This window comes from Terrabacter ginsenosidimutans (assembly GCF_039539425.1).
GTDB classification, from domain to species: domain Bacteria; phylum Actinomycetota; class Actinomycetes; order Actinomycetales; family Dermatophilaceae; genus Terrabacter; species Terrabacter ginsenosidimutans.
This window is the reverse complement of sequence record NZ_BAABDC010000007.1, coordinates 81,103-106,692: the sequence shown is the minus strand read 5'-3', so window position 1 is coordinate 106,692 and position 25,590 is coordinate 81,103. Positions and strand designations below refer to the sequence as shown.

Annotated in this window: 22 protein-coding genes; 11 read left to right on the top strand and 11 right to left on the bottom strand. The window is 71.5% G+C overall.

The genetic code is table 11. The annotated features are described in order from the left end of the window. Positions 1–5: 5 nt before the first annotated feature. Both ABD831_RS18110 and ABD831_RS18105 read left to right on the top strand, forming a co-directional pair. The gene (locus tag ABD831_RS18110; RefSeq protein ID WP_344949936.1) at positions 6–1,250 is read left to right on the top strand and encodes a neutral zinc metallopeptidase; all 1,245 of its coding nucleotides are present in this window, start codon (positions 6–8) and stop codon (positions 1,248–1,250) included. A gap of 73 nt (positions 1,251–1,323) precedes the next feature. Next, positions 1,324–1,935, top strand: coding sequence for a hypothetical protein (locus tag ABD831_RS18105; RefSeq protein ID WP_344949933.1), 612 nt, complete (start codon positions 1,324–1,326; stop codon positions 1,933–1,935). 90 nt (positions 1,936–2,025) lie between these two features. On the opposite strand, the gene ABD831_RS22285 is transcribed toward ABD831_RS18105, so the two are convergent. Beyond that, a complete protein-coding gene (locus ABD831_RS22285; protein WP_425582850.1) occupies positions 2,026–3,345 on the bottom strand; it encodes a hypothetical protein in 1,320 nt (439 codons plus the stop codon). A 46-nt stretch (positions 3,346–3,391) separates the two neighbouring features. After that, positions 3,392–3,766 carry a thioesterase, FlK family gene (locus ABD831_RS18090; protein ID WP_142180069.1) on the bottom strand — a complete coding sequence of 125 codons (375 nt, stop codon included), beginning with the start codon at positions 3,764–3,766 and terminating at the stop codon, positions 3,392–3,394. A gap of 110 nt (positions 3,767–3,876) precedes the next feature. On the opposite strand from ABD831_RS18090, the gene ABD831_RS18085 reads away from it, so the two are divergent. The 5 genes from ABD831_RS18085 (at position 3,877) to plsY (ending at position 10,295) form a co-directional block, all read left to right on the top strand. Further along, positions 3,877–4,524, top strand: a complete 648-nt coding sequence (locus ABD831_RS18085) for a lysoplasmalogenase (RefSeq protein ID WP_344949922.1) — start codon at positions 3,877–3,879, stop codon at positions 4,522–4,524. 368 nt (positions 4,525–4,892) lie between these two features. After that, entirely contained in the window at positions 4,893–5,564 is a 672-nt protein-coding gene (locus tag ABD831_RS18080) for a hypothetical protein (RefSeq protein WP_344949919.1), read from the top strand. A 248-nt stretch (positions 5,565–5,812) separates the two neighbouring features. After that, complete coding sequence (gene leuS, locus ABD831_RS18075; RefSeq protein ID WP_344949916.1) at positions 5,813–8,752, top strand: leucine--tRNA ligase; 2,940 nt, start codon at positions 5,813–5,815, stop codon at positions 8,750–8,752. Between the two features lie 47 nt (positions 8,753–8,799). Then, complete coding sequence (locus ABD831_RS18070) at positions 8,800–9,696, top strand: DegV family protein (protein WP_344949913.1); 897 nt, start codon at positions 8,800–8,802, stop codon at positions 9,694–9,696. After that, positions 9,693–10,295 carry a glycerol-3-phosphate 1-O-acyltransferase PlsY gene (gene plsY, locus ABD831_RS18065; RefSeq protein WP_344949910.1) on the top strand — a complete coding sequence of 201 codons (603 nt, stop codon included), beginning with the start codon at positions 9,693–9,695 and terminating at the stop codon, positions 10,293–10,295. Before ABD831_RS18070 ends, plsY begins: the two co-directional genes overlap by 4 nt. 4 nt (positions 10,296–10,299) lie before the next feature. Here the strand turns inward: plsY and ABD831_RS18060 are convergent, their stop codons facing one another. Further along, positions 10,300–10,851 carry a tetratricopeptide repeat protein gene (locus ABD831_RS18060; RefSeq protein WP_344949907.1) on the bottom strand — a complete coding sequence of 184 codons (552 nt, stop codon included), beginning with the start codon at positions 10,849–10,851 and terminating at the stop codon, positions 10,300–10,302. Positions 10,852–10,962: 111 nt separating this feature from the next. Next, complete coding sequence (gene purU, locus ABD831_RS18055; RefSeq protein WP_142180076.1) at positions 10,963–11,805, bottom strand: formyltetrahydrofolate deformylase; 843 nt, start codon at positions 11,803–11,805, stop codon at positions 10,963–10,965. 299 nt (positions 11,806–12,104) lie between these two features. On the opposite strand from purU, the gene ABD831_RS18050 reads away from it, so the two are divergent. Both ABD831_RS18050 and ABD831_RS18045 read left to right on the top strand, forming a co-directional pair. Further along, positions 12,105–13,067, top strand: a complete 963-nt coding sequence (locus tag ABD831_RS18050) for a ComEA family DNA-binding protein (RefSeq protein WP_344949900.1) — start codon at positions 12,105–12,107, stop codon at positions 13,065–13,067. Next, a complete protein-coding gene (locus ABD831_RS18045) occupies positions 13,064–15,604 on the top strand; it encodes a ComEC/Rec2 family competence protein (protein ID WP_344949897.1) in 2,541 nt (846 codons plus the stop codon). The genes ABD831_RS18050 and ABD831_RS18045 overlap by 4 nt, the downstream gene beginning before the upstream one ends. A 22-nt stretch (positions 15,605–15,626) precedes the next feature. Here the strand turns inward: ABD831_RS18045 and ABD831_RS18040 are convergent, their stop codons facing one another. From ABD831_RS18040 to ABD831_RS18010, 7 genes are all read right to left on the bottom strand, one after another. Further along, on the bottom strand, positions 15,627–16,190 hold the full coding sequence (locus tag ABD831_RS18040) for a cupin domain-containing protein (RefSeq protein WP_344949894.1): 564 nt from the start codon (positions 16,188–16,190) through the stop codon (positions 15,627–15,629). A gap of 43 nt (positions 16,191–16,233) precedes the next feature. Further along, the gene (locus ABD831_RS18035; RefSeq protein WP_344949891.1) at positions 16,234–17,109 is read right to left on the bottom strand and encodes a DUF1295 domain-containing protein; all 876 of its coding nucleotides are present in this window, start codon (positions 17,107–17,109) and stop codon (positions 16,234–16,236) included. A 5-nt stretch (positions 17,110–17,114) separates the two neighbouring features. Next, positions 17,115–18,440 carry a class I SAM-dependent methyltransferase gene (locus ABD831_RS18030; RefSeq protein WP_425582849.1) on the bottom strand — a complete coding sequence of 442 codons (1,326 nt, stop codon included), beginning with the start codon at positions 18,438–18,440 and terminating at the stop codon, positions 17,115–17,117. An 80-nt stretch (positions 18,441–18,520) separates the two neighbouring features. After that, positions 18,521–20,044 carry a gamma-glutamyltransferase gene (locus tag ABD831_RS18025; protein WP_344949887.1) on the bottom strand — a complete coding sequence of 508 codons (1,524 nt, stop codon included), beginning with the start codon at positions 20,042–20,044 and terminating at the stop codon, positions 18,521–18,523. Then, positions 20,041–20,622: a peroxidase-related enzyme gene (locus ABD831_RS18020; protein ID WP_344949884.1), complete on the bottom strand. Its 582-nt coding sequence runs from the start codon at positions 20,620–20,622 to the stop codon at positions 20,041–20,043. Before ABD831_RS18020 ends, ABD831_RS18025 begins: the two co-directional genes overlap by 4 nt. Positions 20,623–20,713: 91 nt before the next feature. Continuing rightward, on the bottom strand, positions 20,714–21,661 hold the full coding sequence (locus ABD831_RS18015) for a LysR substrate-binding domain-containing protein (RefSeq protein WP_142180081.1): 948 nt from the start codon (positions 21,659–21,661) through the stop codon (positions 20,714–20,716). 91 nt (positions 21,662–21,752) lie between these two features. Beyond that, positions 21,753–22,937 (bottom strand): acetyl-CoA acetyltransferase, encoded by a 1,185-nt coding sequence (locus ABD831_RS18010; protein WP_344949881.1) that lies wholly within the window; start codon positions 22,935–22,937, stop codon positions 21,753–21,755. Between the two features lie 118 nt (positions 22,938–23,055). On the opposite strand from ABD831_RS18010, the gene ABD831_RS18005 reads away from it, so the two are divergent. Both ABD831_RS18005 and ABD831_RS18000 read left to right on the top strand, forming a co-directional pair. Then, the gene (locus tag ABD831_RS18005; RefSeq protein ID WP_344949879.1) at positions 23,056–24,609 is read left to right on the top strand and encodes an AMP-binding protein; all 1,554 of its coding nucleotides are present in this window, start codon (positions 23,056–23,058) and stop codon (positions 24,607–24,609) included. 4 nt (positions 24,610–24,613) lie between these two features. After that, on the top strand, positions 24,614–25,582 hold the full coding sequence (locus tag ABD831_RS18000; RefSeq protein ID WP_142180084.1) for a Sir2 family NAD-dependent protein deacetylase: 969 nt from the start codon (positions 24,614–24,616) through the stop codon (positions 25,580–25,582). Positions 25,583–25,590 lie beyond the last annotated feature (8 nt).

Genomic DNA, 25,590 nt, shown 5'->3' with positions numbered 1-25,590 from the left:
CTCACGTGCGCAGGACCACGACCTGGACGATTGCTCTCGTCACGTCGCTGGCCGTCTCGGGGGCCACCGGAACCGCCGTCGCCGCGGCGGCCACATCACCGCAACTGCAGACCCAGACCCAGGACCGTTCGGCGTTCGTCGCCGCCGACGGCCACACCTACGACTACGCCTCAGGCACGACGTCCGACCCTCGGGCAGCCGGCCAGGTCGCGAAGATCCGCACCCTCCTGCCGGCCGACTGGCGATCCCGGCAGGCGGCTGCGCTCGCCCGGTTCGGTGTCGAGCCGTCGGCGGCACAGGACGCCCTGGGCCGCGCCATCGACCCGACCCACTACCAGTGCGCCCCGACCCGGCTCGACGCCTTCGTCGACGGGGTCCTCGCCGACATCGACCCGTCCAGCCTCTTCGTGCTCTCGATGCTCGGGGGCTTCGACTTCCCGACCTACGACGCGCTCCTGTTCGGGTCCACGGACGACCCCGCCTACGCGCTGACCAAGGACTCGCGCAACGAGCTGACGAGCTCGTTCCGGGCCGCTCAGAAGTTCTGGGACACCGACGGAACCGACATCCAGCTCATGGCCATGCACGGTGACGTGATGCGTGACCCGGCCCGGCTCGCCCGGCTCATCGGGGTGCTCTACGGCGTCGACGACACCCGGGCCGCGCAGCTGGCAGCCCTGGTCGTCGACGTGGTGACCACCGATCCCGGTCTGGCCCGCGGTGACAGCCCGATCTTCACCCTCAACGCGTTCGCGTTCAGCGGCCAGGGTGACCCCGACCCGGTCATCTCCTCGCTGCCCGACAAGCTCGTCTTCGGTGACGGGATGCTCGACGCGCTGGGCGCCATCGGGGTGGGCGATGTCGGTCCGCGTGCCGTTCTCGGCCACGAGTACGGCCACCACGTGCAGTACGACAAGAACCTGTTCGCCTCGCCGCTCACCGGTCCCGAGGCGACGCGCCGCACCGAGCTGATGGCCGACGCCTTCGGCACCTACTTCGTCACGCACAAGCGGGGGCTCGCCCTCAACACGAAGCGGGTCCTCGAGGCCGAGCAGTCGTTCTACCAGGTCGGTGACTGCGCCTTCACCAATGCGGGCCACCACGGCACGCCCAACCAGCGGCTGCGGGCCTCGACGTGGGGAGCCTCGGTCGCGGCCGACGCGCAGAAGCAGGGCCAGGTCATGCCCTCGCTCACCCTCGACTCGCGCTTCGAGTCGGCGCTGCCGCAGTTCGTGGCCCCCGACGCCTGAGCGGTCGTCGACCGCGTGAGGGGCCCCTGCCGATTCCGATCGGCAGGGGCCCCCTCAGCACTAGGGTCGGCCCATGGGTTCGTGGTGGCTCGAGGCGGTCGGCTGGATCGGCTCGGCCGTGCTCGTCTGGTCGCTGCTGCAGACGCAGCTGCGCAGGCTCCGGGTCATCAACCTCGTGGGCTGCGTCGTGCTCATCGTCTACAACGCCCTCAACCACGTCTGGCCGATGGTGGGCCTCAACGTCGTGCTCGCCGGCATCAACATCGTCTACCTGACGCGGATGTCGCGGGAGAAGCACGACGCCGAGGTCTACGAGGTGCTCGAGGTCGCCGGCGACGACACCTACCTTCGCCACGTGCTGCGGGTCCACGAGGGCGACATCCGGCGCTACAACCCCGAGTTCGTGCACGATCCCTTCGCGGGCGACCCGTCCTACCTCGTGCTCTGGGGCGACGAGACGGTCGGTGTCGTCCTCATGCGCGACGCGGGGGAGGGCACGGCCCAGCTGCTGCTCGACTGGGTGACGCCGAGACACCGTGACCTCACCCCCGGTGAGTTCGTCTTCGGGCCGGAGGGCCCGTTCCGCCGGCGCGGGTTCCGGCGGGTGCTGACGCCTCCCGACATGGTCGAGCCCTATTACGAGAGCCTGGGCTTCCGTCGGGACGGCGATGCCTACGTCCTCTAGCTCGACCGGGCGCCCGCACGTGCGGGGCCAGCCGCCTTGTGCGAGAGAGTGATTCGTCGCACGTCTCCCCGTCGCCTCAGGGCGGTCGACCTACACTGGAGGTAGGGAGCCGTGTGGGCCCGCCGCACGGCGGCCCGCGAAGGAGCGGTGAGCACCATGACCGCGAACCAGATCCCGGTCGTACCCCAACCTGATGCGCCCGACCCGACTGTCGACCGCACCGTCCCGGAGGACGAGCTGCGCGGCAGAGCGCTCCGGCGGCTGAAGAAGAAGGCCGACTTCCGCACCCACCTGCTCCTCTACACGCTCATCAACGCCATGTTCGTCCTCATCTGGGCCATGACGGGGTCGGGCTTCTTCTGGCCCGTCTTCATCATCGCCGGCTGGGGCATCGGGCTCGTGGCGAACGCCGTGGACGCCTACGTCGTCGACGAGCCGACCGATGAGCAGATCGAGGAAGAGATCGAGCGCCTGCGGCGTCGGTGAGCCGGCATCACGGTCGCGGGAAGCGTCCTGCCGAGCCGGTGAGGCACCTGGGCCGTCTTCGGCCGGGCCTGCGCCCGGAGGGGTGTGGGCGGGGTGGATGTCGGTCGGTTCGGAGCGGCCGGCCAAGGCGATGCACCCGGCCAGCGTGGCGACGAAGGCGACGGCGGCCAGAGGCGCTCGGCCGGCTGCGACCCGGTCGCCGAGCGCCACCAGCCCGACGGCCGCGGGCACGACCGTCTCGGTGGCGAAGGTGAGCGCAGCGACCGTCGTGACCCGGCCTCGGGCCAGCGCCAGGCCGTAGGCGACGGTGGCGAGCGCCGCGTGCCCGACGAGTGCCCAGGCGAGCCCGCTCGCGGCGAGCTTCCAGACGGGCGAGGGGACCTCGAGCAGACGGGCCGCCACCCCGACGCCACCGAATCCGAGACCGGCGGCGACGCTCAGCAGGACGGCGCCGCGACGACGGTCGGCGTCGACGATCCCGAGGCCGAGGAGCACTGCCACGAGGACAGCGGCTGCGAGCAGCCACCACGACGTGGCCGCCCCCGGCTGGACCGCCGGCCCCTCGGCGGCCGCGAGGGCGAGACCGGTCAGGCCTGCGCCGACTGCGATGAGGGCCACGACCTCGCCGGCTCCGAGCCGGACGTGGAGCACGACGACGGACAGCACCGCGGTCACCGCGACCGATGAAGCGACGGCCGACTCGACGAGGAAGAGGGGCAGGGTGCGCAGCGCAGCGACCGACGCGAGGAAGCCGACTGCGTCGAGCGCGAGCCCCACGGCATACGGCCACCCGGCCCGCACGCGCCCGGACACCGGGGTCCCGGCGGGCAGCGCACCGGCCCGCCGGACGCCGACGGCCTGGAGCACCGTGCCCGCGCCGTAGGCGAGTGCGGCCAGGAGGGCGCCGAGCAGTCCGAGCGTCACGCAGTCATCGTGGCAACCGCGGCTGGGAGGTGGCTCCGAAGGTGGCTCAGAGCACTCGCTGGCACTTGCTCATGAAGCGGTCGGGGTCGACGACCGCACGATGGATCTCGCCCTTGGCGATCTCCTCGCCCTCGGAGTCCTTGACGGTCACGTGGCACACGAGGCGACGTCCGTCGTTGATCGGCTCGGCGCACAGGACGGTGATCTCGGAGCCGACCGCGCTGCCCTTCACGTGCTCGAGCTTCACGGTCGTGCCGACCGTCGTGTGGTCCGCGTCGATCGTCTGCTTGCAGACCTGGAAGGCGGCGTTCTCGCACCACGTGATCAGACGGGGTGTCGCGAGGACGTCGAGGTCGCCGCTGCCGAGACGTGAGGAGGTGTCGTCGGCGGTGACCGTGTGCTGGAACTTGCGCATGGGCATTGGACGAGTCTGGCAGACAACTGGACGTTCGCCGATTCGTCTCGACAGGTGGTGGGCCCGCGCTGCGTGTCTGTGCCGCCGAACTGGGCGCCGGCTGGGAACCTGTCGTCGTGACCACCCATCTGTGGGTTATCAGCGTGGCGCTCGGCGTGACCGTCCTCATCAACTGGCGCTCGGTGCTGCGTGGCGACGACGTCGTCGAACGCCTGACCAAGCCCCTCGTCGTGCTGCTGCTGATGGGGCTCGCCTGGTCCCTCCACTGGGAGGGGTGGGTGCCGGGCTCGCCGCCCCTGCTGCCGGTCATCGTGGCCCTCGCCTGCTGCCTCGTCGGCGACGTCGCACTCCTGCGGGCCACGGAGACGCGGTTCCTCGTCGGGCTCGGCGCCTTCCTCCTCGCCCATGTCGCGTACATCTGGGCGATCCTCGAGACGCCCGGCGTCGACGGCTTTCCCTGGCCGCTGGTCGCCGCCGTGCCGGCCCTCGTGCTCCTCCACGCGAAGGTCGGGCGCGACATCGTGCGCCACGCCGGCGCACAGCGCGTGCCGGTCTTCGTCTACCAGCTCGTCATCAGCGCGCTCGTGCTCGTCGCGGCGTGGAAGGGCGACTGGATGCTGCTGGGCGGATGTGCGGTCTTCGTCGCGTCCGACGCGGTGCTGGGTCACGACCGCTTCGTCCACGAGCGGCGATGGGCGCCGCTGACGGTCATCGTGACCTACCACGTGGCCCAGGTGCTCATCGTCGTGGCCCTGTTCCGCTGACCCTCGAGTGAGCGCCCCGACCCAGTCGAGCGAGCGCTTGTCCACACCCCTCCCTGTTCGAGCCGCGTCCCCCACAGGAACGACGGCATGGCGTCACGCAAATGTGTGCCTGCCCAGAGTGAACGGATGCTGAGACTCCAGATTCCAGGTCCCGTCGCTGACGAAGCGCTCGTCACTCGCTGCCGTGCCGCTTTCGCGGTGCTCCCTCCACTCAGCGCGTTCTCCCACGTGACTGCGGCGCAGCTGTTGGGTCTTCCGTTGTCGTATGCCGTGACGGAGGACGTTCGCCTTCACGCCGTCCGTCCGATCGCGCATGCTCAGACGCGGATCGAGGGCGTGGTGGGCCACCGCTTCCACCGCCCCGCGAGATGGTCGACATCCACGGCCTACGCGTCGTGGGTCCCGCCGACACCTGGGTGGACCTGGGGGGGCTGGTCGGACGGGGGAAGCCGGTCGGACTCGACGATCTCGTGATCCTCGGGGATGCGTGTGCGACGCGGCTCGGCGCCGTTGCGCCACTGCGTATCGCGCTCGGTCGTCGGGTGCGACCGCGTGCCAAACGAACCCTTCACGAAGTGCTCGGGTTGATCCGCTTCGGCTCCGCATCACCCATGGAAACGGTCACACGGATCTTGTTCGTCCGTTCAGGTCTGCCTGAGCCGATGCTGAACCAGCCTGTGCATGCGGCTGACGGATCGGGGCGTCTTCTGGGCTTCGGCGACCTGGTGTGGCGCATCGAGCGACGCGGGGAGCCGCCCATCAAGGTCATCGGCGAGTACCAGGGCGAGAAGTTCCACACGTCGCGCGAGCAACGAGAGCACGACGCGGCCCGACGTCGTGGCTTCGAGGATGACGGCTGGACGGTGCAGGAGATCTGGCGATCGGACGTCACCGGCGATGGCCCGCGACGAGAGCTCGTCGAGAGGATGGCTTGGAGCCTGAGAGTGCCGGTCGACGACCTGCACCTCGAGGAGGTCGGCACGAGGTTCTTCTCCCAGCATGCGATCGACCAGGCGATCCAGAGAGGCTTGGCCCGATGACTGGGGCGGGGCGCTCACTCGGCTGAGGTGGGGCGCTCACTCGACTGGGGTGGGGTCGGGCTGGGGGGACGGCGGGACCACTCGACGGGGGTGTGGGTGGGGGCTGCGCTAACCTTGGGCCATGGCTGGCCTGCTGCTCCTTCCGCAGCCGCGTTGACGAAGGTCGGGACTCCCGACATCAACGCGGCTCCCCCTCCTGTGCGAGGGGTTTTCTTTTGCCCAGACCGAGCAGCGACGAGAGAGACGACATGAGCGAGCAGAGCAACGACACCCCGTTCCGCTACACCGCGGCGATGGCGCAGCAGATCGAGACCGCCTGGCAGGACCGCTGGGAGGAGGAGGGCACCTTCAACGCCCCGAACCCGGCCGGTCCCTGGGCCGAGCCCGAGAAGGTGGCCGCGCGCGGTGACAAGCTCATCGTCCTCGACATGTTCCCCTACCCCTCGGGCGTCGGGCTGCACGTCGGTCACCCCCTGGGCTACATCGCCACCGACGTCTACAGCCGCTTCCACCGGATGCTCGGCAAGAACGTCCTGCACGCCCTGGGCTACGACGCGTTCGGCCTGCCCGCGGAGCAGTTCGCCGTCCAGACCGGGCAGCACCCTCGGAAGACCACCGAGGAGAACATGACGAACATGAAGCGCCAGCTGCGCCGCCTCGGCCTGGGCTTCGACAACCGCCGCACGTTCGCGACGATCGACGACGACTACTACCGCTGGACGCAGTGGGTCTTCCTGCAGATCTGGGACGCCTGGTACGACGCCGACGCGGTGCGCGAGGACGGCGGCCTGGGCAAGGCACGCCCCATCAGCGAGCTGGTGGAGGAGTTCGAGTCCGGCCGGCGCGCGGTCGTCGACGCCGACGGCCGTGGGTGGGCCGACCTGTCCGCGACCGAGCGCGCGAAGGTCCTCGAGGGCCACCGGCTCGCCTACACCTCCGAGGCCCCGGTCAACTGGTGTCCTGGCCTGGGCACGGTGCTCTCCAACGAGGAGGTCACCAACGAGGGCCGCTCAGAGCGCGGCAACTTCCCGGTGTTCCGTCGCAACCTCAGCCAGTGGAAGATGCGCATCACGGCGTACGCCGACCGCCTGGCCGACGACCTCGACGGGGTCGACTGGCCCGAGAAGGTCAAGCTCATGCAGCGCAACTGGATCGGCCGGTCCAAGGGCGCCCGGGTCACCTTCCCCGTCGTCACGGGCACGGGCGAGGAGGACGGCATCGACGTCTTCACGACGCGGCCCGACACCATCTTCGGCGCAACGTTCATGGTCATCGCGCCCGAGCACCCGCTCGTGGAGTCCCTGGTGCCGCAGGGCGACTGGCCCGATGGGACCAAGGACGCCTGGAAGGGTGCGGACGCCGACGCGACGGCGACCCCGAAGGAGGCCGTTGCGGCATACCAGCTGGCGGCGTCGCGCAAGGGTGACGTCGAGCGCCAGACCGAGGGCAAGGACAAGACTGGTGTCTTCACCGGTTCGTGGGCGACGAATCCCCTGACGGGAGAGCGCATCCCGGTCTTCGTGGCCGACTACGTCCTGATGGGCTACGGCACCGGAGCGATCATGGCCGTCCCCGGGCAGGACACTCGCGACTGGGAGTTCGCCGAGAAGTTCGACATCCCGATCGTCCGCACCGTCCAGCCGGCCGAGGGTCACCCGGACGACGAGCCGTTCCTCGGCGACGGCGTCGCCATCAACAGCACCAACGAGCGCATCTCCCTCGACGGCCTGCACGTCGAGGAGGCCAAGGCGAAGATCATCGACTTCCTCGAGGCGGAGGGCATCGGCGAGGGGACGATCAGCTACCGCATCCGCGACTGGCTCTTCAGCCGCCAGCGCTACTGGGGCGAGCCGTTCCCCATCATGTTCGACGAGGACGGGGTCGCGTATGCCGTCCCCGACGACGAGCTGCCGCTGACCCTTCCCGACGTGCCGGACTACAGCCCCAAGACCTTCGACCCGAACGACGCGCAGAGCAGCCCCGAGCCGCCGCTCAGCCGGGTCCCGGAGTGGGTCGAGGTCGAGAAGGACCTCGGAGACGGCCGCGGCCTGCGGAAGTTCCGGCGCGAGACGAACACGATGCCCAACTGGGCTGGTTCGTGCTGGTACTACCTGCGTTACCTCGACCCGGCGAACCACGACGCCTTCGTCGACCCGGCGAACGAGGCGTACTGGCTGGGCCGCCACGACACCCCGGTCGAGGGCTCCCGCGCCGGAACCCTGGACCCCGGCGGCATCGACCTCTACGTCGGCGGCGTCGAGCACGCGGTGCTGCACCTGCTCTATGCACGCTTCTGGCACAAGGTCCTCTTCGACCTCGGGCACGTGAGCAGCGAGGAGCCGTTCCGGAAGTACTTCTCGCAGGGCTACATCCAGGCTTACGCCTACACCGACAGCCGCGGCCAGTACGTCACTGCCTCCGAGGTCGAGGAGCACCCGGGCAGCCACGGCGCCGAGCCGACGTTCACGTGGCGGGGGCAGCCCGTCAACCGTGAGTACGGCAAGATCGGGAAGTCGCTGAAGAACTCGGTCAGCCCGGACGAGATGTACGACGCCTACGGCGCGGACACCTTCCGCGTCTACGAGATGTCGATGGGCCCGCTCGAGCTGAGCAAGCCGTGGGAGATCCGCGCGGTCGTGGGCAGCCAGCGTTTCCTGCAGCGCCTGTGGCGCAACGTCGTCGACGAGACGACCGGGCAGGTGCGGGTCGTCGACGCGCCCCTCGACCAGGCCCTGACGACGCAGCTGCACCAGACGATCGCCGGCGTCCGTGACGACTTCGAGGGCCTGCGCTTCAACACGGCCATCGCCAAGCTCATCGAGCTCAACAACGCCGTGACCAAGCTCGACGCCCCACCGCGTGAGGCCGTCGAGGCGATGGTGCTCATGCTCGCGCCGGTCGCCCCGCACATCGCCGAGGAGATGTGGCAGCGCCTCGGTCACGACGACGGGGTCGCGTATGCCGCGTTCCCCGTGAGCGATCCCGCCAAGATCGTGGAGGAGCAGGTCACCTGCGTCATCCAGATCAAGGGCAAGGTCCGCGACCGGGTCGAGGTGAGCCCGGACATCTCCGAGGACGACCTGCGCGAGCTGGCGCTCGGCCGTGACAAGGTGAGGGCGGCAACCGAGGGCGGCATCCGGACGGTCATCGTGCGGGCACCGAAGCTGGTCAACGTCGTTCCCCTGTGACGCGAGGCTGGGGCCGTGCTGACCGACGACGACGGAAGGATCGGGACGTGACCACGAGGATCGTCACCGACTCGACGGCCTACCTTCCCGGCGGGGTCGTCGAGCAGCACGGCATCGAGGTCGTCCCGCTCCACGTCGTGGTCGGGGGTCGCGACCACGTCGAGGGTCAGGACATCTCGGCAGCCCAGGTCGCTGCGGCCCTGCGCGACTACACCATCGTCACGACGTCGCGGCCGACGCCCCAGGTCTTTGCCGAGACCTACCAGCGTCTGGCCGACGAGGGGGCGACGGCGATCGTCTCGATCCACCTGTCGTCGCAGATGTCGGGGACCTTCGAGGCGGCTCAGCTCGCGGCGGCCGAGGCGCCCGTGCCGGTCGAGGTCGTCGACAGCGAGACCATCGGCATGGCGATGGGGTTCGCGGTGGTCGCCGCCGCCGAGTCGGCCGCCGGGGGAGCGGACGTACCAGCCGTTCTCGAGCTCGTCCGTTCGCGGCTCGGACCATCCGGCGTCCTCTTCTACGTCGACACCCTGGAGCACCTGCGACGCGGTGGGCGCATCGGGGCGGCCTCGGCCCTGCTCGGCTCGGCACTGGCGATCAAGCCGATCCTTGCCGTCCGCGGCGGACGCATCGTGCCCGTCGAGAAGGTCCGCACGTCGTCGCGCGCCGTGGCGCGCATCGAGGCGATGGTCGTCGAGCAGGTCGCCAAGGGCGGGCACGTCGTCGACATCGCGGTCCACCACCTCGACGCCCAGGATCGGGCGGAGCAGATCGCGGGTCAGCTGCGGACCATGGTGCCGGGCTCGCCCGAGGTCCTCGTCGTCGAGCTGGGGGCGGTCGTCGGCGCGCACGTCGGCCCAGGCACGGTCGCCATCGCCGTGTCGCCGCACCCCGACGAGCCGTTGCCCGAGACCCCGGCGCTGGGTGAGGCCTCCGGGTCGTGAACGCCGGTAGCGTCCTCGCCTGGGCCGGAGGGTTGCTCGCGGCCTTCCTCATCGGTTCGCTCAACCCGGCGACGATGATCGCGCGCCTGCTCGGCAAGGACCTCGCGTCGTCAGGGTCGGGCAACCCCGGTGCGACCAACGCAGGTCGCGTCCTGGGTCGCAAGTGGGGGGTCGTCGTCGGCGTGCTCGACGTCCTCAAGGGACTCGTCCCGACGTTCGTCGCAGGTCATCTCTTCGGTGCGCACGCGGCATACGCCGTCGGGATCGCCGCCGTGCTCGGGCACATCTGGTCGCCCTTCCTGAAGGGGCGTGGTGGCAAGGGTGTCGCGACGACACTGGGAGCCATCCTCGGGGTGCACCCCTGGGTCGCGCTCGTGGTGGTCGTCGTCTTCGCGGTCGCCGTCCTGCTCACCCGCTGGGTCGCTGCGGGATCCATCTTCGGGGCGCTGGCCATGATCGTCGTCGCTGTCCTCATCTGGACCGGCCACGCACCAGGCGACGTCTGGACCGGCCTGTGGCTCATGGGAATCGGGCTGCTCATTCTCGGCCGCCACAAGAACAACGTGGTCGGGTGGTGGCGTCAGCGGCACCTGCCCTGAGCCGTCATTCAGGCACGCGCAGGGCGGCGAGGGCCGCGCGGGTCGTCTCTGCCCGCGGCTCGCCGAGCTCCTGACGAATCACGAGGCACGCCTCGAAGCACGAGACCGCCTCGGCGGTGCGGCCGGTGTCGACGAGGAACCTGCCCAGGTGGTGCAACGTGTAGTGCTCGAGGACCCGGTCGCCCGACAGGCGCGCGAGACCGAGCGCCTCGCGGAAGTGGGGCTCGGCGTCGGCAACCCGGTCGGCGTAGTGCTCCGCCGTCGCAAGCACGAGAAGGGACCAGCGGAGGGTCTCGTCGCGGCGGGTCTCCCGGGCGAGGCGAACCGCTGGAGCGACGAGCGCGATGGCCTCGTTCTCGCGCCCCGCGACGGTGAGGGCCTCGGCGAGGTCGACGGCGGCGTCGAGCACGGCGCCGCCCGCGTCGTCGCCGGGGACCGCCTCGACAGCGGACGTGAGCCGGGCACGTGCGGCCGCGACTGCCGCGTCGTTCTCCTCCGGTGCCCGGGTGAACCGCCCGAAGTGCGGGTCCCCGAGGACGAACCGCGACTCGGCCATGTCAGCACGCTACCGATCGCGCGCCGCCACCAGGTTGGTCGGTCGGCCACCCGACGACCGGTGCACGGTCAGCGCCCCGCGGCACACGGCATACGGCCAGAGGTCGGCGCATCAGAAGACGATGGTGCGACGCCCCGAGAGGAAGATGCGGGACTCGGCGTGGTCGCGCACCGCGCGGGACAGCACGCGCCGCTCGACGTCACGCCCGATGGCGACAAGCCGTTCGGGCGACTCGGCATGGGTGACGCGCACGACGTCCTGTTCGATGATCGGCCCCTCGTCGAGGTCGGCCGTGACGTAATGTGCCGATGCCCCAATGAGCTTCACGCCTCGGTCATGCGCCTGGTGGTAGGGCTTCGCGCCCTTGAAACCCGGCAGGAACGAGTGGTGGATGTTGATGGCACGTCCCTCGAGGGCGCGACACAGGTCGTCACTGAGGATCTGCATGTAGCGGGCGAGGACCACCAGCCCGACGTCCTCTGCGTCGACGAGGCGGAGCAGCTCGGCCTCCGCGTCGGCCTTGGTGTCGCGGGTCACCGGGATGACGGTGAAGGGGAGACCGTAGTACTCGACGAGGCTGCGGCAGTCCTCGTGGTTGCTGACGACGCCGACGATGTCGATGGGCAGGTCCCCGGACTTCCACCGGTAGAGCAGGTCGAGGAGGCAGTGGTCGAACTTGCTGACGAGAATGAGCGTGCGGCAGTGCTCGTCCTCGGGTCGTGCCGCGAGGTGGTGGTGCGCGATGGCGGGGCTGTCGCGCACCGCGGTCAGGACCTGCTCGACCTCGTGCGGCTCCGCGTCGAAGACGGTGCGCATGAAGAAGAGATCGGTGTCCTCGTCGGAGTACTGCTGGTTCTCGACGATGTTGGCCGAGACCGCGAGCAGCGCAGCGGACACCGCGGCCACGATTCCGGGTCGGTCGTCGCAGGTGAGGGTCATGATGTGCCGGGCCATTGGAGCAGTCTGGACCAGCCGGGGGCGGGGGAGTGAATCGACGCGCGGCGCGTCTCGGGCAGTGACCGTCCACATCCCCGCGGCGAGGTCGGACGTTGTCCCCAGCGGGCGCGCGGCCGCGGTCTCCTGGGTGCGCGGCTTCCTACCGTCGGGGTATGCCGTTCCGACCTTCCCAGAGACCTCCTGACCTCGAGCGGGTGGCCCGGGTCCTCGGGGCTCGCGCGGATCGGAGCGGGTCGAGACGGCCCTCGGCCGGGGAGGACCCGCTCCCGGGGGTCGAGACCGAGAGAGGTGGTTGGGTGCCTCGCGCTCCGGCGGAGGACGGGGGCCACACGAGGACTGACACGGGCGTCGGCGCGAGCCCGGGCCCGGCCGAGGTGGTGGGGTCGGTCACCTCGGCCGTGCGGCGGCTGACGCAGCGGGCAACCGGGGACGACGAGGTGGCGCGCCTCGATGCCGACCTGCGCCGAGCCCGCCGGCCGGGAGTGCTGACCGTCCCCGACGAGCTGCGCACCGGACGACGCGCCGTGAGCAGCGCGGCGGTCGTGTCGCTGCTCGCCCTCGTCGTCGCGGTCGGGTGTGCGTTCGTGCTGCGCGTGCTGTGGGCCGAGCGGTCGGCGTCGGTTCCCGTCGTGGCGCCCGGCCCGGCGAGATCCGTCCAGCTCGTCGGTGGTGCTGCGGCCACCGATGCGGCGCCGGCTCGCTCGGGCGCTCCCACCGGCTCGAGAACGAGCACCGGCACCGCTTCGGGAGGTGCACCGGGCTCGGGAGCGGCGGCGCCGACGGCCGGTGGCGAGGTGGTCGTGCACGTCGTCGGGCAGGTGCTGAGACCGGGCCTCGTCCGGCTGCGGCAAGGAGCCCGGGTGGCCGACGCGATCTCTGCAGCCGGAGGCACACGTCCCGGTGCCGACCTCGCCGCCGTCAACCTCGCGCGGCTCGTCGTCGACGGTGAGCAGATCCGCGTGACGAAGCCGGGTGAGGCTCCGGGGCCCGGCGCGGGCCCAGCCGCGGGTGGCGCGCCAGGTGCCGCAGGCGGGGCCGGTGTATCCGGCTCCTCCGCCGCCCCGGGGGCTCCGGTGAGCCTCAACGCCGCCGACGCGGCGGCGCTCGACTCGCTTCCCGGCGTGGGGCCGGTGCTCGCGCAGCGCATCATCGACTGGCGCACCGAGCACGGCCGGTTCACCTCGGTGGACGAGCTCGGGGAGGTCAGCGGCATCGGTGACAAGCTCATGACGCAGCTGCGGCCGAAGGTGACGCTGTGACAGCATCGACGTCGCCGCCGCGCAGGGAGCGTGAGCAGAGGCCGCGCGGCCCCTCTCTCGTGGTGCTGACCGGCCGCGAGACCGTGCGCCGGGTCCGGCCGCGGTCCTCCCTCCGCCTCGACCTGCGCCTGCTGTTGCCCGTGGTGCTGGCGTGGCCGGTCGTCGCGTTCTGGGGCCTCGTCGCGCCGGTCTGGCTCGTGGCCACGGCGGCGCTCGCGGCGCTGGCGTCGGGCGTGCTGACGGGCGTCGCCGGCGCGCGCGGGACCCGGTGGTCTGCGGCCGGCCGGCTGGCCCGGTGGGCCCGGTGGGCCCGAGGAGCCGGACGTCACGACCCCCGGGCCGGACATCCGGGCCTGCGTGCCGTCGCCGCCGGCTGTGCGGTGCTGGGCCTGCTGCTCGGTGCGGCGGCCGGTCACCGCGCAGCGCGGACGGCAGGCCCGGTGGGCGACCTCGCGTCCGAGCGAGCCGTGGTCTCGCTCGATGCCACGGTCGCGGCGGAACCGCGGCCGGTGCACCGCTCCGGCCCTGCAACCGGTGAACGTCCCGCGGCTGCCCCGGTCACGGTGGTCCGACTCGACGTGACGCAAGTGTCCGGCCGCGGCCGCACGACGAGTGTCAGCACACCGGTGCTCGTCATCGGACGCGGGCCAGCCTGGTCGGCGTTGCACTGGCACGACCACGTGCAGCTGGTCGTGAGGCTGGGTCCCGCCGAGCCCGGCGACGACGTCGTGGCAGTGGCGACGCCTAAGGGTCCGGTACGTGTCGTCGCTGGGCCGGGCGGGATCTTCGAGGCTGCAGACGTCGTGCGTGACCGCTTCCGGGCCGCGACCTCCTCGCTGTGGCCCGACGCCCGGGGCCTGGTCCCGGCGCTCGTCGTGGGCGACACGTCGCAGACTCCACCCGACCTGACCGCGGTCATGCTCGCGACGGGGCTCAGCCACCTCAGTGCCGTGTCGGGCAGCAACGTGACCTTCGTGCTGGCGGCCGTCCTCTGGCTCTGCGGGGTCGTCGGCGTCCCACGACGGTGGCGGCCACCGTTGGCGGCGTTGGGGCTGGTCGGCTTCGTGGTGCTGGCCCGGCCCGAGCCCAGCGTCGTGAGAGCAGCCGTCATGGGACTCGTGGGACTGCTGGCCCTGTCGACCTCGCGACGTCGGGCGGGTGTGCCTGCTCTCGCCGCTGCGGTCGCGGTGCTGCTCGTGTGGGATCCGTGGCTGGCTCGCTCCTACGGCTTCGCGCTGTCGACCGTGGCCACTCTCGGACTGCTGGTGCTGGCCCAGCCGTGGGGTCGCACCATGTCGCGGCGGTTGCCGGGACCGCTGAAGCCGTTCGGCCCGGTCCTCGCCATCCCGATCGCCGCGCAGGCGGTCTGTGCCCCGCTGGTGGTGCCTCTCCAGGGCAGCGTGTCGCTGGTCGCGGTCCTGGCCAACCTGCTGGCTGCGCCCTTCGTCGCACCGACGACCGTCGTCGGTGTGGTCGTCGCGCTCGTCTCCGTCGTCTGGGTCCCCGGGGCGGGATGGCTCGCGTGGGTCGCCGCGTTCCCGGCCATGGCCATCGCGGCAGTGGCCCGATGGTCCGCAGGCATGCCCTTCGGCAGCATCGGCTGGGGCGACTCCGCCGGCGCCGCCGTCCTGCTCGCGGTCCTCACCGCCGGTGTCATCGCCACTGCACCCTGGGCCTGGCACCGGAGCCGGCACCGGCCCACGGTGGCCGCGGCCGTCGTCGTGCTCACTGCCGGCCTGGGACTGCCGACAGCCCCGATCGCCTGGCCCCCACCGGGCTGGGCCCTGGTTGCGTGCGACGTCGGTCAGGGAGACGGCCTGGTGGCCGACAACGGTGACGGGCACGTCGTCGTCATCGACGCCGGACCTGACCCTGAGCCCATGCGCGACTGCCTCGACCGGCTCGGGGTGACCGCCGTCGACCTCGTCGTACTGACGCACTACCACGCCGACCACGTCGGCGGTCTGGCCGCAGTCCTCGAGAGACCGGTCGCCGAGATCCGTGCGTCGCCCGTGCTCGACCCGCCCGCCGAGGCGAACCGCGTCGCGACGTTGGCCGCCGCCGCGAGGGTGCCGATGGGCGAGCTACGCGCCGGTCAGCGCCTCACGGTGGGTTCGGTCAGTGCCGACGTGTGGTGGCCGGCGCGTCGAATCGAGGCAGGGTCCGTGCCCAACAACGGATCCGTGGTCCTGACCATGCACGTGCGCGGGGTGACCGTCCTGCTCGCGGGCGACATCGAGCGGGAGGCCGCCGGGCAGGTGCTGCAGGAGTCCGAGCGCGACCCGGAGCGCTGGGGACGTGTCGACGTGCTCAAGGTGGCGCACCACGGGTCGAGCAACCGGGACGACCGCCTCCTCGACCATGTCGACGGACGGCTCGCGCTGATCAGCGTCGGCGAGGACAACGACTACGGCCACCCGGCGCCGGCGACGATGAAGGCCTTGCAGGACAGGGGGTTCGAGGTTCACCGCACTGACCTCGAGGGTGACGTCGCCGTGGTCACCGACGGTGAGGAGGTGCGGGCCGTGGGCCGGTGAGGGGGTGCCGCCGGCGGGAGCCTCAGGCAGGGTTGACCGGCTCCGACGGGTCGACCGGCAGGTCCTCGGGGCCGGCCGGCGCGCGCTGGACCTCGTCCTCGCCGCCGTCCTCGGCACCGCCCTCGCCACCGCCCTGGACGCCCTTCTCACCGCCGCTCGCGCCGACGAGCTGGAAGTCCTCGAAGTCGAATCCCGGCGAGACCAGACAGCTGACGAGGGCGTCGGCCGGTCCCGGCACGGTGCGTTGCCAGACGTGGGCCGGCACGACGGCCTGGGCCACCTGACCCGCCGCGAGGTCGAGGCCGAGCAGCACGGGCTCGGCCATCCCTTCCGCCGCAGGCTGCGCACCGTCGCCGCCGAGCTCGAGCGTGACCGTGCCGGTGTGCGCGAGCCAGACCTCGTCCGAGGCGACGCGGTGCCAGGCGGAGGACGCTCCGGCGGGCAGCAGGAAGTGGATGAGGGTCGCAGTGGCCCGCACCCGACCGTCCGTGAGGGACACGGTCGCAGGGGAGACCCACGTCTGTCGGTACCAGCCACCCTCGGGGTGCGGCTGGAGGTCGAGGAGGTCGGCGAGAGCGGGGCGCATGGGGCCCATCATCCCCGACCTCTCCGGCGACCGGCCGGCGTCGTCAGTCCCGCTTCGCGGACGGGTCGGCAGGCTTCGGCGGCCACGGGAAGAAGCCGCTCGTGCGTCGCACGTAGTCGGCGTAGTCCGGTCGACGGTCACCGATGTCCTTCTCGAGCAGCTTCTTGCCGGTGCCTCCGTAGAGGTTCCACACCATGACGGCGGGCGACAGGATCGTCAGCACTCCCGGCCAGGCGCTCGCCGCGACGAGGAAGAGCCCCGTCCAGACGGCGGCGTCTCCGAAGTAGTTCGGGTGCCGGGTGTAGCGCCACAGACCCGTGTCGAGCACCGTCCCCTTGTTCAACGGGTCGTTGCGGAAGCGGGTCAGCTGCAGGTCGCCCACGGACTCGAAGAAGAAGCCGACAGCCCAGACGACCACGCCGAGCCACAGGACCCAGCCGAGGCCGCCCTCGACGAACATCGCGATCTGCACGGGGAGCGAGACGAACCACATGATGACGCCCTGTGGGAGGTAGATGTGCAGCAGCGCGTAGACGTTCGGGTTGCCGTCGGCCCGCTTGAGCATCGCCTCGTAGCGCGGGTCCTCGCCCTTGCCACGCGACCGGCTGAAGATGTGGGCGGCGAGCCGCAGACCCCACACGGCCGTGAGGACGAGCGCGACCCAGCGTCGGAGCGCGTCACCGTGGCCGCCGCTCGTGGCGAACGCCGTGATGGCGATGGCGACGAAGCCCAGGCCCCACGTCACGTCGATGACGGCCTGCTTGCCGACGCGCACGGCCACGGCGAAGGTGATGCCGAGGACGACGACCACGGCGAGGGCCGTGAGCGCCAGCGTGCGCCCGAAGGCGGCGCCGTCGAAGCCCACGGCGTCGGCAGTCGGCAGCACGGCGGGGGCGACGGTCGTCCAGACCGATGACACGTCGCTCACCAGGCCCGGACGGGCGGCATACCGCTTCGTCCGTCGGTCGTGGGCTTGACGGCAAGGATCTGGTCCACGCCCATGCGTCCCTCCTCGAAGGCGAGCGCGCCCCCCACGAGGTAGAGCCTCCAGACGCGCCCGACCTCCTCGCCGACCATGGCGACGACGCGGTCCCAGTTGGCCTCGAACGTGTCGTACCAGGCGTTCACGGTCCACACGTAGTGCTCGCGCATCGCGTGGACGTCGCGGACCTCGAGTCCTGCCTGCTCGATGAGGTCGACATTCTCGCCGACGGGACGCATGTGCATGTCGGGCGCGATGAAGGCCTCGATGAACGGGCCGCCGCCGGGGCGCGTCGTCCGTGACATCTGCTGGATGAGCGCTCGACCGCCCGGCCGGAGCAGCCGGTGGATCTGGCCGGTGAAGGTCGGGTAGTTCCTCTGACCGACATGCTCACCCATCTCGATCGAGGAGATCGTGTCGAACGGCCCGTCGGGCACCTCGCGATAGTCCTGCAGCCGGATCTCGACCCGGTCCTGCAGGCCTCGCTCCCGGATGCGGTCGTCGATGAACGCCTTCTGCTCGCTCGAGATCGTCACGCCGACGACCTGCGCCCCGAACTTCTCGGCTGCGTGCAGTGAGAGCGAGCCCCAGCCGCAGCCGATGTCGAGGTGACGTCCGCCGGGCTCGATGCCGAGCTTGCGGCAGACGAGGTCGAGCTTGTCGCGCTGCGCGTCCTCGACGGTGTAGCCGGGCTCGGTGCTCGTCCAGTAGCCGCAGGAGTAGGCCATGTGCGGGTCGAGGATGAGGGAGTAGAAGTCGTTGGAGAGGTTGTAGTGGTGCTCGATGGCGCTGCGGTCGCGGGTCTTGGTGTGCAGGCGACCGCGCAGCCGGGCCTGCGACGCGGGCGGCTCGGGGGGCAGCTTGACGACACCGAGGTCGAAGGCCGTCCGGATTCCGTTCTTCGCCACCGCCGCGACGGTGCCGGCCGACGGGCGCCCACCGGAGAGGTCACGCGCCGTCGACCACACGCGGCGGAACCCGTCGAGCAGGTCACCCTCGACGTCGAGCTCGCCGGTGACGTAGGCCTGGGCCAGCCCCAGCTCGCCGGGATGGCGCACGAGCCGGCGGAGGGCGGCAGGGTCGCGCAGGACGACGGTCGGCGCGTCGGTGGGGCCGGCGACCGAGCCGTCCCACGCCTTGAGGCGCACGGGCAGCCGGCCACCGAAGAGGGGTTCGACGACGGCCGCCAGCCGAGCGGCGATGCCGTTCGGACGGGAGGACGCCGCGGAGGGGGCGGGAGCGTCGGGGCGGTCGTCGGTCATGGTCATCGGGGTGGCCTCTCGTTGGGGGTCGACGCGAGATGGTTCGGTGCCACGCGCGCGCCGGATGGGGCGCCGCCGTGCACCTCCTATGGAGATACCCCCACGGCGGCCTCGCGTCGCGCGTCCCCCGCGGCCACGAGCCCGTCCGGACCGAGCACCGCCGCTCCGACCCCACCGAAGTACATGTGCGGTCCGGGGAAGCGGTGCGCCGGCAGGCCGCTGGCGTCTATCGCGGCTGCGATGTCGTCCGACGGCTCGTGCTCGACGCGTGGGGAGCCGTCGTCCATGAACCGGACGTGCAAGCGTGGTGCGTCGATCGAGTGCTGGAGGTCGTCGCCTCGCAGGAGTCCGCGACCGAGCACCTGCATGAGGGCGGTGGTGATGCGGTCGGCGCCGGGCGATCCGACGGCGAGCGCGGTGCCGGAGGCGCTCCGTCCGGTCGTCGGCGCCATGTTGGACGCGAGGCGCGTGCCGGGCGCCACGGCGTGGACGCCGAGCCGGTTGAGCTCGGGCTCACCCAGCGCGTTGTTGAGCAGGATGCCGGTGCCGGGGATCACCATGCCGGCGCCGTATCCGCAGGACATCGTGATGGCGCAGGAGTTCCCGTGCTCGTCGACGGCAGAGACGTGAGCAGTGGACGCCGAGGTCGGCAGGCCCGCGAGTCCGTGTCGCTCCACCGCCTCGAGGAGGGCGTGGCCATCGGCGTCGAGGTCGCGGGACTGGTCGTGAACGGACAGCCGGTAGGCGAGGACTCGGCGTTGGATCTCGATGACCTCGGCCCACGTCCAGGCCTCGTGGCGTGCGAGCTGGCCCAGCATCGCCGCGAGCATCGGGCCGCCCACGGATGGCGGTGGGTTGAGGGCGATCTCCCATGACCCCACGGTCCGCATCGTCGGCGCGCGCACGATCGCCTGGTATGCCGTGAGGTCGGCCTGCGTCACGAGGCCCCCGTTCGCCGCCATGTCCTCGACGAGCACACGACCCACGGCGCCGGTCGTGAAGAGTGAGACCCCTTGTGCTGCCAACAGGTCCAGGATGTCGGCGAGGTCGAGGTTGAGGGACGTCTCGCCCGGCTCGAGAGGGCCGCCGTCGGCCCCCGTCACCAGGGCGTGAGCCTCGGCGTCGCCGCCGAAGAGGGTGTCGCGGACGAGACCGAGGTAGAGGGCGGCGGGCGCACCGATCCGGTAGCCCTCGCGGCAGGCCCGGGCAGACGGCTCGACGAGGCGCCGCCAGGGCACCAGTCCGAAGCGGTCCCTGGCGACCGAGAGTGCCTGCACGGCACCGGAGTTCGCGACCGCGGCGTGTCCAGCGCCGATCGTCACCCCGCCGCCGTAGTCGGTGGGGACCTGCCGCACGCCACGGCCGAAGGCGGACGGGTCGAGCCCGCGCCCGGGCATCTCGACGTTGCCGTCGATGATGACCGGGTCGGCGCCGGCGAGCCACACGTTGACGAAGGCGCCGCCCATCAGGCTGACGACGCCGGGCTCCGTGCTCATGGCGGACAGGGACGCCGTGATGGCCGCGTCGACCGCGTTCCCGCCCTCGGCGGCCACCTCGAGCCCGGCCTGCAGGGCTGACGGCCCCGGGGCGGACAGTGCGACCCGGCTCATGAGGTCGCTCGGCCGCTGGAGTGGTACTCCGGGTTCGGGACGAGACCGAGCGCTGTCGACACGCGGTTGGTGAGGTTGAACATCCCCACGACCTGCACGAGCTCGACGACCTGGTGGTCGTCGAGCCCGACGGCGCGGAGCGGCTCGAGGTCGGTCTCGGTGACCTCGGCGGGATGGAGCGTCAGCCTCTCGGCGTACGAGGCCATCGCGTGCTCCCGCTCACCGAGCCCGGCCTGGCGCCAGTTCGAGGCGACGAGGTCGGCGGTCACAGGATCACCGGAGTACTCCCGGAGGGCGGCGCCGTGGCTCACCTCGCAGTACGTGCACCGGTTGACGCTGCTGACGACGACGGCCAGCAGCTCCCGGTCCGCGTTGCTCAGGTGGCCCTCCTTGTTGACGAGGAGGTTGAAGTAGCCCCACCACGCGAGGAACTGGTCCCCGTTGACCGCTTGGGCACGGAAGACGTTGGGCACGAAGCCGAAGGCCTCCTGCGCCTTGTCCCACAGGCGGCTCACGCCCTCGGGGACGTCGCCGCGCTCGGGAACGGGCAGGTAGGAGATGCGCTCACGGTCACCCATGAGGCCACCGTATGCCGGGTGGCGGCCGCGCGCCCGTACGCGCCGGTACGCGCCGGTACGCGCCGGTACGCGTCGGTACGCGCCGGGGCCGTCAGCCCTTCGCGGCGACGAGCTGGGCGGGGGAGACCTTGGGGTCGGCACCGGCGGCCTCGCAGAGCGCGTCCAGCGCCGCGGCGACGGCGGGGACCCGCAGGAGGTCGGGGGTGGTGACGGCGAGGATCTGGCGCCGCGACGCCGGAGAGAGCGGCAGCGTCGCGACCTCGTCGTGCTTGGCGGCGTTGAGGATGAGGTCAGGAACGAGGGCGACCCCGAGCCCGGCCGTGACGAGCCCGAGCTGGGCGACGTAGTCCTCGGTCTCGAAGGCGACGTTGGGCCGGAAGCCCGCGGTGTCGGCGAGCGAGAGCAGATGGCCGCGGCAGCGGGGACAGCCGGCGATCCACTCCTCGCCCGAGAAGTCGCCGAGCGTCGCGGCCTTGTCACCGGCGTGGGGGTGACCGGCAGGCACGACGAGCCGCACCTCGTCGTCCATGAGGCGGCGGGTGACGAGCAGGGAGAGGTCCTCCTCGAGCTCCCCGAGATCGCCGCCCTCGTAGGCGAAGGCGACGGCGACGTCGCAGTCGCCGTTGCGCAGGGCCGCGAGCGACTCCGGCGGCTCGGCCTCGGTGAAGGTGACGGTGATGTCGGGATGGCGGGCCTTGAGGATGGCGAGCGTCCTCGGCACGAGTGTCGCCGACGAGCTGGGGAAGGCCTGCAGACGGACGCGCCCGGCGCGCAGCCCGGCGATGGCGGTGATCTCCTCCTCGGCCGCGTCGAGCGCGGCGAGGACTCCGACGGCGTGACGGGCCAGTACCTGGCCGGCCTCCGTGAGGCGGACCTGCCGGCCGTAGCGCTCGACGAGAACGGTCCCCGTGCGCTGCTCCAGGCGTCGGACCATCTGGGAGATGGCCGGCTGGGTGAAGCCCAGCGCGTTGGCGGCGCTCGTGAAGCTTCCCTCGTCGGCAATGGCCTTCATGACCCGCAGGCCCGCAGCATCGATCATGGGTCGATCATAACCGGTGATTATGGAAGTGGCGCGATCCTGAATGTCGCGTCGACCCCAGGATGGCGCGGGGACCGCCGCGGAGCTGGGGCTAGACCGACTCCAGGACGCTGACGTAGTTGGCGACCGCCAGTCCACCCATGTTGTGCACGGCGGCTCTTCTCGCGGCGGGCAGCTGCATGTCACCGGCGGTGCCCGACAGCTGCATCGCGGCCAGCACGTGCTGCGAGACCCCTGTCGCGCCGACGGGGTGGCCCTTGGCCTTGAGGCCGCCGGAGACGTTGACCGGCAGTCGGCCTTCGCGGTGCACGGTGCCGTCCTCGAGGAGCCGGTGCCCCTCGCCGCGCGGCGCGAGGCCGATCGCCTCGTAGACGACGAGCTCCGCGATGGTGAAGCAGTCGTGGAGCTCGACGAGGTCGAGGTCGGAGGTGTCGACCTGGGCCATGCCGAGCGCCCGCTGCCAGGCCGCCGCGGTCCCCACGAAGGTGAGCGGGTCGCGCTTGGCCGCGGGCAGGAAGTCGTTGGCGTGACCGAAACCGGCAAGCCGCACCGGGTCGGTGCGGCCCCCGGTGCGGCGCGTCGAGAGCACGAGGGCCGCGGCGCCGTCGGACACGGGGGAGCAGTCGGTGCGGCGCAGCGGCTCGGCGACCATGGGGTTGCGATCGGAGACCGTGCGGCAGAAGTCCACACCGAGGTCCTTGCGCAGCTGTGCGTAGGGGTTGAGGACACCGTTGCGGTGGTTCTTCGCGGCGATGGAGCCGAGCGTGTCGCCCACGGGGCCATGGTGCTTCTCGTAGTGCCGGGCGACGTCGGCGAACAGCCCGGCGAAGCCCGTCGTCGACGAGCGTCCCGCCAGCTCGTAGTCCGCGCCGAGCAGCGCGGCGCCCACGACGTCGGCAGGGGCGTGCGTCATCTTCTCGGCGCCGATGACGAGGACGGTCCGCGCCGTCCCGGCAAGGAGCGACTTGACGCCCTGCTGCACGGCCGCGGAGCCGGAGGCGCAGGCGTTCTCGACGCGTGTCGCCGGCACGTTCGCGAGGTCGTCGCTGAGCTGGAGGGCGAGCGACGACGCGAAGCCGAGCGGCCACATCCCCGAGTTGAACGTGCCGAGCACGATCTCGTCGACGTGGCCGGGCTCGATCCCGGCGCACTCCAGGGCCTCGCCCGCGGCGCTGACGACGAGGCTCTCCAGGGTCTCGTCGTCGAGGCGGCCGAACTGGGTGTGCCCCCAGCCGGTGACGAGGACGTCGGTGCCGAAGGTGTCACGCAGGCTCATGCGGCCCACGCTAGTCCGCGGGACAGGCCCTGCCGTGGGTGCAGCGGCCACATGACGACGCACGCGGTGTCGTCCCGACACACCGGGATCGTTGGATGAAAGTGTTTGTCTGGCAAGCATGTTCGATGACGACGTGACCCGCTGGGTGCTCCCTCTCGTGCTCGAGGAGCAGGCCGACTCCCTCGGTGGTCGCGAGCTGGTCCACGTCGTCGGAGAAGGCTCGCTGTCGTATGCCGCAGCGGCCGGTGATGCCCGTCGGGTGGCCTCGCGACTGGCGTCCGCCGGGGTGCGGCGCGGCGACGCCGTGGCCGTGCTGCTGGCCAGCGGGCTCGACTTCGTCCGGGTGTGGCTGGGACTCGGCCGCCTCGGCGCCGTCATCGTGCCCGTCAACACCGCCCTCGAGGGTGCGTTCCTCGCCCATCAGCTGGACGACTGCGGCGCAAGGTTCGTCGTGGCCGATGCCGGAGGAGCGCGTGCCGTGCGCGCAGCCCTCGGGTCCCCCGCCGGGCGGGAGATCGTCGACCTCACGGGTTGGCAGTCGGAGCCGGAATGGGAGGGACCGTTGCCGCGCGCCGCCGACACGGCCTGCGTCATGTACACGTCGGGGACGACCGGCCCGTCGAAGGGCGTCGTCATGCCGCACGCCCACTGCGTCCTCTTCGGCGTGGGCACCATCGAGGGGCTGGGCCTGACGGCGGAAGACCGCTACTACGTGACGATGCCCCTGTTCCACGCCAACGGGCTCTTCATGCAGCTCGGGGCCACGATCCTGGCCGGCGCGAGTGCGGTCCTGCGCCCTCGCTTCAGCGCGAGCGCCTGGACCCGTGAGGTGCGCGAGCACCGCTGCACGGTGTCCAACCTGCTCGGCTCGATGTCCGAGTTCGTCATGGCCCAGCCCCCACGGCCCGACGACGGCGAGCTCGGCCTCCGCGTCGTGTGCCCCGTGCCGAACCCACCCGCGCACGAGGCCGCGTGGCGGGAACGCTTCGGCGTGCCCGAGGTCGTGACGGCATACGGCATGACGGAGGTCAACATCCCGCTCTACGGCCGGCTGGGACAGTCGCGGCCCGGCACCGCCGGCCTCGTCCTGGACCGCTGGTTCGAGGTGGAGGTGTGCGACCCCGACACGGACGTGCCGGTGCCGCGGGGCACGGTCGGGGAGATCATGGTCCGCCCGCGGGTGCCGTTCGGGTTCATGGCCGGCTACCACGGCTTGCCCGAGGTGACGGTCGCGGCGTGGCGCAGCCTGTGGTTCCACACCGGAGACTCCGGGGTGATGGACGAGCAGGGCTGGGTGACCTTCGTGGACCGCACCAAGGACTGCATCCGGCGGCGCGGGGAGAACATCTCCTCGTTCGAGGTCGAGAGCGCGGTCGCGGCGCTGGCGGGGGTGGCCGAGGTGGCCGCCTACGCCGTGCCCTCGGTCCCTGCCGGCACCGAGGACGAGGTGATGCTCGCGGTGGTCCCCGTTGCCGGCGCGAGCCTCGACTGCGCGGAGCTCGTCCAGCGCGTCGACTCCGTCCTGCCGCGCTTCGCCCGTCCGCGCTACGTCGAGATCGTCGACGAGCTGCCGCGCACCCCCACGGCCAAGGTGCGCAAGGCGGAGCTGCGACGCCGTGCGGTCACACCCACGACGTGGGACCGGGAGGCGGGGGCAGGCGACGTAGGCTGACCGGGTGCAGCAGCCGAACGGCATACCTCCGCAGGGGACGGCCGCGTCGACAGTCATGTCGGCGGCCACGACCCGGCTCGCCACCACGCGCACCCTGCCGCTCGAGACGCACGACCTCGGCACGTTCGACGACCTCGTGGACCTCGTCAGCGGTGGCGGAGTCGTCGTGCTCTCCGGCGCCGGGCTCTCCACCGAGTCGGGCATCCCGGACTACCGCGGGCCCGACGGGACCCGTCGCGTGGAGCCGATGACCTACGGCGAGTTCGCAGGGTCGAGCGAGGCGCGCCGGCGCTACTGGGCGCGCAGCTACATCGGGTGGCAGCGCTTCAACGCCGCCGAGCCCAACGAGGGCCATCGCGTCGTCACCGACCTTCAGCGCGCGGGCTACGTGGGCCCGATCATCACCCAGAACGTGGACGGGCTGCACCAGGCCTCGGGCGCCACCGACGTCATCGAGCTCCACGGGTCGCTCGACCGGGCCGTCTGCCTCACCTGCGGCGAGTACACCACGCGAATCGGCTTGCACGAGAGGATGACCGAGGCCAACCCCGGCTTCATGGAGCGGTTCGCCGAGGCGGCGCAGACGGTGGGTTCGCAGTGGGGCGAGCAGGTCCGGCCCGATGGTGACATCGTGCTCGCCGACTCGCTCGTCGAGTCCTTCCACGCGCCGCGCTGTCTCGTCTGCGGACACGACACCGTCAAGCCCGACGTCGTCTTCTTCGGCGAGTCGGTGCCCAAAGCGCTTGTCGAGCAGTGCTTCTCGCTCGTCGAGGGCGCTGGGGCGGTGCTCGTGCTGGGTTCGTCGCTGTCGGTGATGAGCGGCTACCGCTTCGTCCGGCGGGCCCACCAGCGCGACGTGCCGGTCGCGATCGTCACGCGTTCGGCCACCCGCGGTGACGCCGAGGCGAGCCTACGTCTGCACGCGCCCCTCGGCCCGACCCTGGAGGACCTGCGTCAAGCGCTCGGTCACTGAGCGGGGTC